The 14583-nt window shown below is 30.3% G+C and carries 10 protein-coding genes and 1 pseudogene; 7 read left to right on the plus strand and 4 right to left on the minus strand.

The window, feature by feature from the left end:
* The first annotated feature begins 248 nt into the window (after nucleotides 1–248).
* Entirely contained in the window at nucleotides 249–1283 is a 1035-nt protein-coding gene (locus J418_RS0107935) for a 3D domain-containing protein (RefSeq protein WP_017895314.1), read from the plus strand.
* 131 nt (nucleotides 1284–1414) lie between these two features.
* Here the strand turns inward: J418_RS0107935 and J418_RS0107940 are convergent, their stop codons facing one another.
* Nucleotides 1415–3424: a PAS domain S-box protein gene (locus J418_RS0107940; RefSeq protein ID WP_412778459.1), complete on the minus strand. Its 2010-nt coding sequence runs from the start codon at nucleotides 3422–3424 to the stop codon at nucleotides 1415–1417.
* On the minus strand, nucleotides 3417–5111 hold the full coding sequence (locus tag J418_RS0107945) for a bifunctional diguanylate cyclase/phosphodiesterase (protein ID WP_017895315.1): 1695 nt from the start codon (nucleotides 5109–5111) through the stop codon (nucleotides 3417–3419). The genes J418_RS0107940 and J418_RS0107945 overlap by 8 nt, the downstream gene beginning before the upstream one ends.
* A 173-nt stretch (nucleotides 5112–5284) precedes the next feature.
* On the opposite strand from J418_RS0107945, the gene J418_RS0107950 reads away from it, so the two are divergent.
* Entirely contained in the window at nucleotides 5285–6034 is a 750-nt protein-coding gene (locus J418_RS0107950; RefSeq protein WP_017750868.1) for a prepilin peptidase, read from the plus strand.
* A gap of 74 nt (nucleotides 6035–6108) precedes the next feature.
* Here the strand turns inward: J418_RS0107950 and J418_RS0107955 are convergent.
* A pseudogene (locus J418_RS0107955) lies at nucleotides 6109–8157 on the minus strand (thioredoxin domain-containing protein).
* A 249-nt stretch (nucleotides 8158–8406) separates the two neighbouring features.
* Here J418_RS0107955 and J418_RS16790 point away from each other — a divergent pair.
* The 5 genes from J418_RS16790 (at nucleotide 8407) to J418_RS0107985 (ending at nucleotide 13826) form a co-directional block, all read left to right on the plus strand.
* A complete protein-coding gene (locus tag J418_RS16790; RefSeq protein ID WP_017895318.1) occupies nucleotides 8407–8592 on the plus strand; it encodes a hypothetical protein in 186 nt (61 codons plus the stop codon).
* A 568-nt stretch (nucleotides 8593–9160) separates the two neighbouring features.
* Nucleotides 9161–9988: a M28 family peptidase gene (locus J418_RS0107970; protein ID WP_017895319.1), complete on the plus strand. Its 828-nt coding sequence runs from the start codon at nucleotides 9161–9163 to the stop codon at nucleotides 9986–9988.
* Nucleotides 9989–10131: 143 nt separating this feature from the next.
* A complete protein-coding gene (locus tag J418_RS0107975; protein WP_017750864.1) occupies nucleotides 10132–10956 on the plus strand; it encodes a PRD domain-containing protein in 825 nt (274 codons plus the stop codon).
* A 175-nt stretch (nucleotides 10957–11131) separates the two neighbouring features.
* A complete protein-coding gene (locus J418_RS0107980; RefSeq protein WP_017895320.1) occupies nucleotides 11132–13135 on the plus strand; it encodes a glucose PTS transporter subunit IIA in 2004 nt (667 codons plus the stop codon).
* 115 nt (nucleotides 13136–13250) lie between these two features.
* Nucleotides 13251–13826, plus strand: a complete 576-nt coding sequence (locus tag J418_RS0107985) for a DUF3867 domain-containing protein (protein ID WP_017750862.1) — start codon at nucleotides 13251–13253, stop codon at nucleotides 13824–13826.
* A 58-nt stretch (nucleotides 13827–13884) separates the two neighbouring features.
* Here the strand turns inward: J418_RS0107985 and J418_RS0107990 are convergent, their stop codons facing one another.
* Nucleotides 13885–14580, minus strand: a complete 696-nt coding sequence (locus J418_RS0107990) for a response regulator transcription factor (RefSeq protein WP_017895321.1) — start codon at nucleotides 14578–14580, stop codon at nucleotides 13885–13887.
* Between the last annotated feature and the right edge of the window lie 3 nt (nucleotides 14581–14583).

Below are 14583 nucleotides of genomic sequence, written 5' to 3' on the forward strand. Positions count from 1 at the left end.
TTAATATGTTCTCCCCCTTAACACGTTGATATTAAAAAACTTGCTTTGTATAGAAAATTTATTTTTTGAGGCTAAAATTTTCATGAAAAATCATAATAGTAACTTTTAATTAATATTAATTATCGGGATTTTGGGGTATATCGGCTTGAAATTTTTCGTAATCTAGTGTTATAATAAAAAACATGTTGACAAAACATAGTGTTTTTAACCAAAGTTTTATTTAACAAAAGGTTGGGGAGGAGAACAATTTGAGTAAAAAAATGTTATCTTCGATTATAACATCCGTTATAATCAGTGTCATGATAAGCGTCAATGTTTTCGCTGCATCAGACACTTTGAAACAAACTCAAGATAATAAAGCAAAATTGCAGGTAAAAGTTCAAAATTTAAATACGCAAATTAGCAGCGTTATAAGTAAAATTGATGAAAATAAAAAGCAGATGAATGCTATTGCTGAAAATATGAAAAATACTCAAGATAAATTAAATCGTATACAAAAGGAAACAGAGGAAAGCAGGCGGCTATTTAACAAGAGGGCAAGGGCCATGTATATGTCAGGTACAGATGGATATATCGGGGTACTGTTTGGTTCTAGTGATATAGGTGATTTTCTGTCTAGGGTGGATACAATATCTAAAATAATGAAATTTGATAATGGTGTTATTAATAAATTGAAGAATGACCAACAGGCCATATCAAATCAAAAACAGAAATTAGTAGCTGAAAATAACAGACTTCAAACTTTAAGGTTGAACAGTCAGAATACTTTGGCAAAATTAAGCTCAGATGTAAAAGAGCAAAAACAGCTTCTTGCTAATGCTTCTGCCAAGGAGAAAGAATTGATTGCAGCAGATATGAGGGCCAAGGAGGCAGCCAAAGCTAAGGCAGATGCAATTGCACAAACTTCAGCCAAGAAAACAGTTGCAAGCAAGGTATTGGTAGCCAGCAATTCTAGCAGCTCTAGAAACTCAGGAAATAGTATTTCTGTATCCCGTGGAACATCAACACCGTCTGTAGAGGCAAGTACAATTACAGTACAAGCTACTGCTTATACTGGAGGCGGATATACAGCTTCAGGTAGACAAGCAGCCGAAGGTGTTATAGCAGTTGATCCTACAGTTATACCATTGGGATCCAGGGTATATGTAGATGGTTATGGATATGCCGTTGCTGCAGATACAGGAGGAGCTATTCAAGGAAACATAATAGATCTGTATTTCTCTTCACAGTCAGCATGTGAAAACTGGGGCAGAAGAACCGTAACAGTTCATATACTTAAATAATATAGACGAGTTATATAAAATATCTTTTCTTAAAAAATGTTTTTTTCTTGAAAAGTCATAATATTATTATGTATATAAAAGCCAATAAATTCAAATGAATTTATTGGCTTTTTAATATATTGGCGAGATAGTTATTTCAGAAATTTGTCTGTTATATTCCTTATTGTACGAATTGAAAATGGTTTTGCAATATAATCATCCATTCCACTTTCAATGCATATTTCCCTGTCACCTGACATACTGTATGCAGTCATTGCTACTATAGGTATATGATTTCCGTTATGGATTTCATTTTTACGTATTATCTTTGTAGTATCAAGACCATTTAATTCAGGCATTTGTACATCCATTAGTATTAAATCTATATTATTGGTTTCCATGAGTTTTAGGGCCTGTTTGCCGTTATATGCACATATATAATTATATCCGAGTTTTTTTAACATATCACAAGTTATTCGCATATTTATATCATTGTCTTCCACTATTAAAATTGTCTTATCTGATTTACTTGGTGAAAATGTACTATTAATATTTAAATTATTAGAAGAGTTATAGCCCGATTCGCTGAAATCAAGTAGAAATTCTGATGTAAAGTAAAAAGTGCTTCCTTTATCTTCGGTACTTTCAAACCATATATCACCATTCATAATTTTTACGAGTTCTTTTGAGATTGAAAGCCCAAGGCCGGTACCGGCATAGTATTTGTTGTAGGATATATCCTGCTGAGTGAATTCTTTAAAAATATTCTTTTCGAATTTATCTTTAATTCCAATACCTGTATCTTTTATACAAAATTCAAGAATTATTTTTTCATTTAGTTGAGACTGTAATTTTACTTTCAACAGTATACTGCCTTTGTCAGTGAATTTAATAGCGTTGTTAAATAAATTTATAAGTACTTGTTTTAGTTTAAGTTCATCTCCAGCTATTTTATGAGGTATAAGAGGATCTATGAAATAAGTAAACTCCAATTGCTTGTTGCTACAGGCAAAAGAAACCTCTTTTATAAGCATATCCATCATATTTTTAAAATCAAATACCTTTATGGAAACATCAATATTTCCTGATTCTATTTTTGATATATCTAAAATATTATTTATTATATTCAATAGATGTTTTGATGAATTTTTTAATATCTTAATATAGGGCTGTTCATCCTTACTTAAATTCATTAAATCCAGAAGCTCTACTGCACCTATGATTCCGTTTAACGGAGTTCTTATTTCATGGCTCATATTTGCTAAAAACTGGCTTTTGGCGGTATTTGCATTTTCGGCCTCAGTTTTGGCTCTGCCAAGTTCTATATAGTTGGTTCTCAATTCTTCTTCTGTGGCTGTGAGTTCTTCATATATAGAGGTAAGTTCTTCGTATTTATTTCTTAGTTCTCGTTCACGAGTTACCTTGTCTGTGATATTCCTGGCTATTGTTGATGCAGCTATAACCTCTTTATTTCTATTATAAATTGGTGAGACACTTATGGATACGAATAGTTTTTTACCACTTTTATTTATTCGTAAAGTTTCATAATGTTTTATCTTTATATTATTTTTTATTTTATCGAGTATTAAAAAAATGTCTTCTTTGCTTTCTTCAGGTATAAGTGTAGATATGCTTTTGCCTATAATTTCCTCTTCAGAATATCCATATAGAAGTTCAGCACCTCTATTCCAGCTTGTAATTGTTCCATCTAAAGTTTTACTTAAAATAGCATCATCTGAATCTTCAACAATTGAAGCAAACCTTAGTAATTCTTCTTTTCTTTTAATTCTGTCAGTAATATCTTTTATTATACTTAGAATTAGTATTTCTGAATTATAATTTACTCTAATACAGCATATTTCAACAGGGAAACTTGAGCCATCTTTTTTATAGTGAAATGTTTGAAATTCTATTCTTTTATCCTCTGTATTTTTAATATGTTCATTTATATCCATGGAATTATTATGTATGCCTCTTAATTTACATATATTCATGGATAAAAACTCATCTTTTGAATATCCATAGTATTCTAAAGATTTTTTATTCACATATACGATTTTTCCATCTAAATTTAATAATATTATTATATCTTGTGAATTCTCCAGTGAACTTTTGTATACTTTAAAGTTGTCATCATTTGTTGAAATATCCAATTTAAGCACCTCCAAGGGTATTTCCTTTTATCAATAATTTTTCTACTTCGCATATAGGCAGTGGTTTACTGAAGTAATATCCCTGTATTATGGTGCATCCAATTTCTGAAAGTAAGTCCAGCTGTTTTTTTGTTTCCACGCCTTCGGCAATTACTTCATAGTTTAGTAATTTTGATAAATTAATTATGCAACTTACTACAGCTTTATTTTTTTTGCTGTAAATATTATCTATGAATGATTTATCTATCTTTATTGTGTTTATAGGAAGATTAGTCAGGTAATTTAATGAAGAATAACCAGTTCCGAAGTCATCTATTGAAACTCTTATTCCATTTTTTAAAAGTATATCTATTGTTTCAAGTTTGGATGTAGACAGGTTTATCAATGTACCTTCTGTTATTTCAACTTCAAGTATAGAAGGTGAAACAGCATATTTTTTATATGTATTGGTAAATTTGTATATAAAATCTGGTTTTCTAAGCTGGATAGGTGAAACATTGATTGACATTTTTTTTAGCTCGATTCCTTTAATATTCATAGCATGTATCACTTTACAGACACAATTTAAAGTCCAGTCACCTATTTCTACTATGAGTCCAGTTTTTTCAGCTATAGGTATAAATTCAGCTGGAGAAATACAACCTAATTTTTGGCTTTCCCATCTTAGTAAGGATTCAAATCCTATTATTTCATTATTTTTAGAGTTAATCTGGGGTTGATACAACATATGGAATTCATTATTTTTAATAGCAGATTTAAGTTCTTGTTCTATAGTGAGCCTCCTATTGTATAAATCAAATATGTTTTTTTGAAAAAAGGTAAAATTGTTTTTACCACTTATTTTTGATTTATATAAAGCAAGATCAGAATATTTGTACAATTCATTTATATCGTTACTGTCTTTAGGAAATATAGAGATTCCCATACTTATAGTTATGTATATTTGTTCATATTTAACTTCAAATGGCTTTTTTAAGTAATTGAGTATATTATCGCATAAATTTGTTACTTCCTTATAGGAATTGAATTTATCTACAATTATCATAAATTCATCTCCAGCCATACGGTAAATTTTCCCAGAATCTTTTATGGCTGAGATCATGAGTTGAGAAAATATTATAAGAAGTAAGTCTCCATAGTCATGTCCAAATGTATCATTAACCAATTTAAGCCCATCAATATCTAAAAATATTAAAGCACCTTTTTTAGAATTTTGCAGCATTATTCTAAGATTGTTTGTAAATAAAAATCTATTTGGAATTCCTGTTAGAGAATCATAATATGCTAAATATTTAATTTGTTCTTCCAATAATTTTTTCTCGGTAATATCCATTAAAGACCCGGATAGGAATTTTTTACCTTCCTTAGAGGTCTTTGTAGTTTTTCCTGTAATAAGAAAGTATTTGATTTTGCCATCTTTAGTTAAGATTCTGAAATCACTTCGATATGTAGTCGTATTTCCATTCATGAAAAAAGTCAAATCATTTTTGGCACTTGTTCTATCGTCACTTACAACAATTTTTTCTATAAAGTCCAATAAATTTATGAATGAATCTGAGTCATAACCTGTTATATCAACTAAATTATTTGAAAAGAATATTTTAGAATTTTCTGTACACCACTCCCAAAGTACTATGTTTGCCCCTCTTAAAGCTCTAATATATGTTTGTTCATTATATGTATAGTTTGTTTGCATATTCCACCTCCTTAAGATATATGCAATGCTAAATTAAAATTTAATTTAAAATGACACTATAAACCTGATTGTACTATTATAGTATAAATTAAAATTTAATTCTAGAGCATAGGAGTATTGTATTAAAAAAAAATTAATGATAAAATAAAAACATAAATTATGGAGAATTTAACATGTATATTTATTTTGGTATAATCGTATTTGTTTTTGGCATTGTAATAGGAAGTTTTCTAAATGTATGTATATATAGAATACCCAAACAACAATCTATAGCATATCCGCCTTCACATTGTACCAGCTGCAGCAGCAAACTCAAGTGGTATGATTTGGTTCCTATATTAAGTTATATTATTCTCAAAGGAAAGTGTAGATACTGTAAACATAACATATCAATAAGATATCCCATTTTAGAGCTTATAACAGGTTTATTGTATTTTTTTATATATGTAAAGTTTGGTATAGGTATAGTTTTTATGAAATATGCAGTATTTATAAGTATTATGATTGTTATAGGAATGATAGATTTTGATACTACTGACGTTTATTTTAAAACTATAATTGTAGGAATAGCTGCTTCAATAATATTTTTATTGCTACATTATTATAGTGGAGAATTTATAATAGATTATATTTATGGTGGAATATTTGGTGCAGGAATTTTATCATTTATAATTGTTATAACAAAAGGTGGTATGGGTTGGGGAGATATGGAAATATGTCTTGTGTGCGGGTTGTTTTTAGGACTTAAACTTACACTTGTAATGCTATTTTTATCCTTTATTATAGGAGCCGTTATAGGAATAATTCTTATTTTGTCAGGTGTGAAATCGAGAAAGGACTATATACCTTTTGGGCCATTTGTTGTAATGGCATCTGTTATTACAGTATTTGTTGGACAAAATATTTTAAATTGGTATTTATAAAATGTTAAAATGTAAGGTTTCTTAAGTAGAGGCTTACTATTAATATAATGAAAAGAGTCTTAAAATGACTCTTCTCAATTAAAAAGTTTTTTTAACTGTAAAGTATCTATAATTGGACTTTTGCATGAAAAATTCTCACATATATATACAGTAGGTTTTCCATTAATACTTTGATAATTTCCTATAAATGAACATATATTTTTTAAATCCTTATCTGAATTTGAATATAGGATGGAAACATTAAATGGACTAAATTGTTCATTTATTATATTCAGTACTTCTTCTGTTTCGACACTGTTATTTCCAGGTACAATTACAATTTGCCTTGTGGAAGTTTTTGAAAACAATAGTGCTATCATTGAAAAGCAATATGCCGTTGGATAACTTTCTATTTCTTTTGAAAAGTTTTTGAGCAATTTTTGTGCTCTGTCATCTAATTTGTAGTTTCCCGTTAAATGGGATAGTCTCATTAAATTTAGTGCACATACTGAGTTACCTGATGGAAGTGCTCCGTCATATATTTCCTTAGGTCTTGAGATAAGCTTTTCACTGTCATTGCCATATAAAAAGAATCCTCCATGTTTTTCATCCCAAAACAGTTTGAATGAGTCTTCAGTTAAGTCCACTGCTCTCTTTAAATATTTTGAACTATATGTTGTTTCATATAATTCTATTAATCCCCATGTCAAAAATGCGTAATCATCTATATATCCAGGAAAGGAAGCTTCACCATCACGATATCTTGCCAGCAGACGGCCGTCTTTTCCAATAAGATTTTTATAAATAAAGTCCAGAGCCCTTTCAGCTGCTTCAGTATATTTTCTGTTTTTCAATATTCTACCGGCCATTGCCATGGCGGTTATCATCAGGCCGTTCCATGAAGTCAAAATTTTATCATCCTTATGAGGAGGTACTCTTTTATTTCTGTAATTGAATAATTTTTTAATATAGTTTTTTATAATATCTCTATCTTCAGTAGAAATATCAGTTCCAATTAAATTAGGTATATTTTTACCATCAAAATTACCATGGGAAGTTATATTGAAGTAGAAACAGAATTTATTTCCATCTTCTTCTCCAAGTATATCTTTTATTTCATCTTTGGACCAAATGTAAAATTTACCTTCAATGCCTTCAGAATCCGCATCTTCAGCAGAATAAAAGCCACCATTGCTTGAAGTCATGTCTCTTAAAATATAAGTTAGTATTTGCTCCGCAATTTCAGAATATATTTTTTTACCTGAGACCTGAAAGGTTTCCAAATATGCAATTGCAATCAATGCATTGTCATATAACATTTTTTCAAAGTGAGGTACAAGCCATTTCTCATCTGTGGAGTAACGGCTGAAACCATAACCTATATGATCGTATATACCTCCACGATACATGGATTCAAGTGTTTTTTCTACAATCTTTAAAGCGTAGTCATCTTTAGTGTTTTTCCAGTATCTCAACAAAAAGAGAAGGTTTTGTGGCGTTGGAAATTTTGGTGAGATTCCAAAACCTCCATAGTGTGGGTCAAAGTTTTCCTCTAGCTTTATAAAAGTTCTATCTAATATATCATCAGAAAATTCAATACTGGAATTTCTATTTGAAGAATCTATTGTATTTAATATGCTTTGACTTGTTTTTAATATTTCATTTCTATTGTTTTTCCAGGAATTGTTTATATATTCTAGAATTTCAATTAATCCAATTCCATGAAGATTTTTATTTTTAGGAAAGTACGTACCTGCAAAAAATGGCTCTTGGTCTGGAGTTATAAAAATTGTAAGAGGCCATCCACCGCTTCCTGTAAGGGATTGACATACACTCATGTAAATACTGTCAATATCAGGTCTTTCCTCTCTATCTACCTTTATGGAAATAAAGTCATCATTTAATATTTTAGCTACTTCTATATCTTCAAAGCTTTCATGTTCCATTACATGGCACCAGTGGCAAGTAGATTTAGTGACCTACTAAGAATACCCAATAGATAAAAAGACAGGTTTATCTTCGAATTTTGCTTTTGCAAATGCTTCATCACACCAAGGAAACCAGTTGACTGGATTGTAGGCGTGTTGAAGTAAATATGGTGATTTTTCATTTATTAATCTATTGGGTGTATTAGTTAGGCTCATAAGACCACCTCCTTTTAAATATTTATAAATATAGTATATCCTAAGATGATTTTTTCAATCAATAGGAATAAAAATATTATAATTGAATTAATATTAAATATAGAATATACATTAATTTAGAAGAGAAGAAAAATTTACAGTGGAAAATATAAACAGTGGTTGAAATAAATTAAATATTCCACTATAATTAAATTACCCTAAGAGGTCGGAAAAATGTTAGATAAATAGGATGTTGAAGTTATAAAGGAATTGCTAAAAAGTGCTATACAGCCGATAAATGACAAACTAGACGAACATTCAGCAAAATTAAATGAATTACAAACAGGACAAAACAAACATTCAATAATACTTGAAGAATTAAAAAGTAATATGAATACAGTAATAGAAGGACAGCAGCACACACTGAACAAATTGACCGCCAGTTTACATCATTAAATAAGGACATAAAAGAGGATAGTACATTGATTAAATCGGCCTTAAAATCAGTGTCAAGTGATGTAAAAAACATAAAACAGAAACTGATACATTAGAAGAAAAATTTGAAGAAATAAAAGATGTCACCACTCAAAATAGCTATGATGTGCAAGGCTTGAGAAATAGTTATAAAAAGAAATTACAAGAGGGATAAAAGTTACAGAGTCTATATAAAGGCTCTTATTTTTTTATGTGAAAATAGATTGTTAAAAAGAGGATCAAAAGGGTAAAGAGTGAAGTCATGTTGCAAGGTATTTAAATGTATATTATTACATATAATAGAAAATAATAAAAGTAAAAGAAAAGAAATGTATATGTTTATATATCTTTAAAAATGTGAGGAGAGATTATTATTAATTCCATATTAAAATTAGGAACTATTGTTGCTATAACTCTAACCTTATCATCATGTTCTTTAACTACGAATACATCTAGTACAAGTAACACTAAAGCTACTCAAAGCAACAGGCAGTCAGTACAGGTTAAGGATTCTGTAAAGATTCTAACAACTAAAGAAATAGTTAATACTTTGGCTTCCAATGAGTTTGAAGGAAGATATGTTGGTTCAAAAGGAAATGAAAAAGCTGGACAGTATATCTCAAAAGTTTTTACAGATATAGGATTAAAACCTTTGCTGGGAAAAAATTATTATGTTGAATATTCACAATTAGTTTATAAACATTATGGTGAAATATATAAAAATGATACAGGTACAAATAAAATGCTTAATAATGTTGTTGGAGTTATAAAAGGAAAGGATAGCAAAAAAGCTGTCGTGGTATCTGCACATTTTGACCATTTAGGATATGTAAATGGAAAACTTATTAGAGGTGCTTTGGACAATGCTTCTGGTGTATCTGCCTTAATAAAAATAGCCAATGGACTACAAGCGAAATCCAAAGAAAAACCTTTTGATGAAGATATAATTTTTTGTGCCTTTAACGGGGAAGAAGAAGGATTAGCAGGAAGTCATGCATTTGTTGAACAGCTTAGATCAAAAAAGCTATATGACAGTATATACAATATAAATATAGACTCTATAGGAGCTAAAGCTGGAGGAAAGCTTGCTTTAAAGAATATGAGCAAGGTATCCAACAAACTGTATGATGCTGTGAAAACTACTTTAAAAAATGATAATGTTGAATTTGCAGATAATAGAGTTATGGGTGCAGGTGACCATCTTAGCTTTGAAAATGCAGGTATATCTAATGTCTTTTTTGTACAAGAGGGGATAGAAAAGTTAGTTCACAAGCCTACAGATACCCCAGACATTTTAGATTATAACCAGATAGATAAAATTGCAAATTCCATAACTGACTTTATACAAACAAATAATGGAGTAATATTTAAAGATTAAGTTGCAAATTGTATGTAATATTGATCTTAATTTATTAGTAAGTATAAAAGAGCAAAATTAAAAATATGAATGAAGAGAAGATATTAGTATGGTATAATTAAAAGTAATTATTACTTTTAATTGATGATGCTGTGGAGGATAATATGGAGAAATATACTGTACAAAAAGTGTTAAACAATAATGTTGTATTAGCACAGAAAAACCATGAAGATCTCATATTGGTTGGTAAAGGTATTGGATTCAATTCAAGAAAAGGACAGACTGTATCCAAAGATAGAATTGAAAGCATTTTCACAAAAAAGAGTTCAATTAGTAATAATTTTGATACTGTATTGAGAAATGTAGATCAACGAATAATAGGAATTTCTGAGGAAATTATTTCTTTGTGTGAGAGGAAACTTGATATAAAACTTAATGAAGTCATGCATATTTCTCTACCAGATCATATAAACTTTGCACTTCGTAGAGTTAAAGAAGGTATAAAAATCGAAAATCCATTTTTACAAGAATTAGTAGTATTGTACCCTAAAGAATACAAATTAGCTGAAAAATCTCTTGATATGATAAACAAAAATTTTGATATTAAACTTCCTGAAGATGAGATAGGATTTATATGTATGCATATTAACGCTGCTGTCAATAAGGAAAAAGTAGGGGATGTAATGAATCATACTAGAAAAATAACCCAGATAATGGACACTATTTCCAAACTGTTAAAAAAGAAATTTGACAAAAATTCATTAGAGTATATAAGAACTGTAACTCACATAAATTTTGTTTTAAATAGAGTGATAAATAAAAAGACTGTAAAGAATTACTTGCTTGACAACATAAAGAAAGAGTTATATAATGAATATGATTTGGCAATTAAGATTACTATAAAAATTGAAAATTTATTTTCTGTTAAAGTTCCTGAAGATGAGATTGGGTATATTGCACTTCATCTTAAAAGACTTGAGGAAATATAGGCAGTGTTACTATTATATTAGGCACGAGCTTTTTAGATAGTTGTTGCGTTGAATTTATTTGACGTATTCTATTTGGAAGTTCGTGTCTTATTTTTTGTTATATTTCATGTTTTTTTAATTGTATTTGGCAATACTAAAATTATTATATATTTATTATATTTAAGGAGGTTATTTTATGAAGAAGAAGATTTTTTCAGTACTTCAGAAGATAGGTAAATCATTGATGCTTCCTGTATCAGTTCTACCTGCAGCTGGAATTCTATTAAGACTTGGGCAGCCGGATTTACTCAATATGCCCTATATAGAAGCAGCTGGAAATGCTATTTTTACTAATCTACCTATGATATTTGCAGTTGGTGTTGCAATTGGGTTTTCAGGTGGAGAAGCAGTTGCTGCACTTGCAGCAGTGGTTGGAGAACTCATACTCGAAAATATTGAAAAATTGGCCAGTTCAAATGCGGCAACTGCACTGGCACAAACTACAGCTGCATCTCATCATATGACATTGAAGGCATTCATGGAAACGCAGGCTTATCAAAGTATTGTAACTAAAACTACCATTAATATGGGGGTATTTGGCGGTATTATAATAGGTATTGTAGCAGCATTATTGTATAATAGATTTCATAGTATAAAATTACCTCAGGTACTTGGATTCTTCGGAGGGAAGAGATTTGTTCCAATTGTAACTTCAGCAGCGGCTCTTATTATTGGAGCAATAGGAGTAAGTATATGGGTTCCAGTACAGGGATGGATAGATACTATGGCAAATCTTGCAAGCAACTCTGCACTTGGTCCTGCATTTTATGCAGCAGGTAAAAGACTTCTTATACCAGTTGGACTCCATCATATTTATTATCCTGTATTTCTTTATCAATTTGGACATTTTATTTCAAATGGCATTACATATATAGGAGATTCACCTAGATATTTTCACGGTGATCCTACTGCGGGTATATTTATGGCATCCGAATTCCCGATTCTTATGTTTGGACTTCCAGGAGCTGCACTTGCAATGATTGCTGCAGCAAAGAAAAGCAAGAGAAAACAGATGGCAGGTATGATGATTTCATCAGCATTTGTAGCTTTTGTAACAGGTATTACAGAGCCCATTGAATTTTCATTCATATTTGTAGCTCCTATATTGTTTGTTTTTCATGTGTTGGTTGCATTTTGTTCAGGACTTGTTACAAGTTTTCTTCACATTAGATTGGGGTATACTTTTTCTGCATCTTTTATTGACTATATATTGGGATTTAGATATGCAGAACATCCATGGCTAATATGGCCTGTAGGAGTTGCCTTTTTCCTACTTTATTTTGTAGTATTCTATTTCTTGATTAGGGCAATGAACTTAAAGACACCTGGGAGAGAAGATGAGGATGGTGAGGAAATAGTTCATATAAATGTAAAGGGAAGTGCAAAAGCAGCCAAAGTACTTGAGGCTATTGGTGGAAAAGACAATATAAAGGTACTTGATGCATGTATAACAAGACTTAGATTGACTTTGAATGATCCTGCTGTAGATGAGAAGACTTTAAGGGCACTTGGTGCAGCAGGGATAATGAAAGCTGGAAATAGTGTTCAGGTAGTGTTTGGAACTGAAGCAGAGAGAATAAAAGATGATATAAAGGCGATTATTGCCAATGGTGGAGTTGTAGAGGAATCTGAAACTCAACAAGGTGAGGATACTTCAGGAGGCAGTGAGAGTAAGGCTGTAAGCGGGGTTCATTTGCTGTTAAGTCCTGCAGATGGTGAAATAGTAACTCTTGAGGAAGTTCCGGATCCAACTTTTTCAGAGAAACTGCTTGGAGATGGTTTTGCGGTTATTCCTTCTGGAGACAATATTTATGCACCGGCAGATGGTGAAATAACTGTGTTATTTCCAACGAAACATGCTTTTGCAATTACTACGGCTCAGGGATTGGAACTTTTAATTCATATTGGAATAGATACTGTAGCTTTAAACGGTGAGGGATTTACAGCACATGTAAAGCAGGGAGATAAAGTTAAAAAAGGTGACTTGATTTTGAATTTGGATTCTAAATTTATCAAGAGCAAAGGTAAGAATATGATAACTCCAGTTATTGTTACAAACATGGATATAGTTGATAACATTGATATAAAAAAGGGCAAGGTAGATCATGCCAAAACTGCAGCAGAAATTTTAATAAAATAGTAAGTGTGAATACAGATAGCTTTGAAATTTTATTTATAGGATTTCAAGGCTATTTAATTGTGTATTTGATAGTGTATTTGGTATAATAAAATAAAGGAAAATAGAGGTGATTGGAATGAGTGATAAAAAAGATGAAAAAATTGTAAATTTTAGTGAACTTAAAAATAAAGCGAGAGAAAAAGATATCCAAAAAATAGAAGATTATGTTTATGGATTGTGCTATGATATGGCACAGGGAAAAATTAGCATGGCTGATTTTTCAAAAAATATCCAGGATTATATGGAAAAGAATAATATATCACAGGAAAAAATGTTTAATATTCAAAAGGAACTTATGAAGAAATATGGTATTGACATGGATGATATAGAAAATCAAATGAAAAGTATGGGATTAAACCTTCCTTCCATAAATAAGGACAATGACTATGAAACCGTTAGAAAAGCAATGAGTTTTCATGAAAAATATAAAAGTGGAATAGGAAATGTGATTTTTACTACATATAGTATAAGTAATTCTTTGAACAATATAAAAATATATATAAATGAAGAAACGGTAATGATAAGAAGCCGCGGCCAGATAGATCTGGAAGATCTAGAGTTAAATGATTTTTTATGTTCATACAAAAAAGTTATGAAGGATAAAAGCCTGAAAATAGTTTTGTGTGAAAAAGCAGGAACTTTTGAATACTAAATCAATGTACAAATTCACAGTTCACAATTCTAATTGTGAATTGTGAACTGATACTTGACTAAGTTCTGAGCCTGTAACCTGCTCCCCAAACAGTTTCTATATATTGAGGATCTGATGGGGAACTTTCTATTTTTTCTCTTATTCTCCTTATATGTACCGTAACTGTGGCATTGTCACCCATAGCATCCAATCCCCATATTTTTTCAAAGAGAAATTCTCTATTAAATACCCTGTTTGGATTTTCTGCCATATATAAAAGAAGCTCAAATTCTTTTTGAGCTAGATTAACTTCGTTTCTATTTATGAATACCTGCCTTGCATCTTTTAATATTTCAAGTCCCCTTATTAATATTTTATCTGTATCTGATTTTGCAGTAAACTTATTCTTTATTTTTTCATAATTTGTAATATGAGATTTTACTCTTGCCACTAGTTCGCTAGGGCTGAATGGTTTTGTCATGTAATCATCTGCACCCAGATTAAAACCTTTGATTTTATCAATTTCCTCTTTTTTTGCAGAAACTAAAAGTACGGGAATATCCTTTTTTTCATGTATGCTTTTTAAAATGCTGTATCCATCTATTTCAGGAAGCATTAAATCAAGAATCAATAAGTCAAATTTTTCTTCATTGAATTTATTTAATCCTTTTATACCATTTTCACATATAGTAACCGAAAACCCATTAATTTCCAGATAATCTTTTTGTAGTTCAGCTATACTTGAATCATCTTCAATTATTAAAATTTTTTTCATCGT

The organism is Clostridium tyrobutyricum DSM 2637 = ATCC 25755 = JCM 11008 (genome assembly GCF_000359585.1).
Lineage (GTDB): Bacteria > Bacillota > Clostridia > Clostridiales > Clostridiaceae > Clostridium_B > Clostridium_B tyrobutyricum.

Coding starts and splice junctions, on each gene's coding strand:
- J418_RS0107950 (WP_017750868.1), top strand. CDS start 5,285: ATGTATATTTATTTTGGTATAATCGTATTTGTTTTTGGCATTGTAATA.
- J418_RS0107985 (WP_017750862.1), top strand. CDS start 13,251: ATGAGTGATAAAAAAGATGAAAAAATTGTAAATTTTAGTGAACTTAAA.
- J418_RS0107975 (WP_017750864.1), top strand. CDS start 10,132: ATGGAGAAATATACTGTACAAAAAGTGTTAAACAATAATGTTGTATTA.
- J418_RS0107980 (WP_017895320.1), top strand. CDS start 11,132: ATGAAGAAGAAGATTTTTTCAGTACTTCAGAAGATAGGTAAATCATTG.
- J418_RS0107990 (WP_017895321.1), bottom strand. CDS start 14,580: ATGAAAAAAATTTTAATAATTGAAGATGATTCAAGTATAGCTGAACTA.
- J418_RS0107945 (WP_017895315.1), bottom strand. CDS start 5,111: ATGCAAACAAACTATACATATAATGAACAAACATATATTAGAGCTTTA.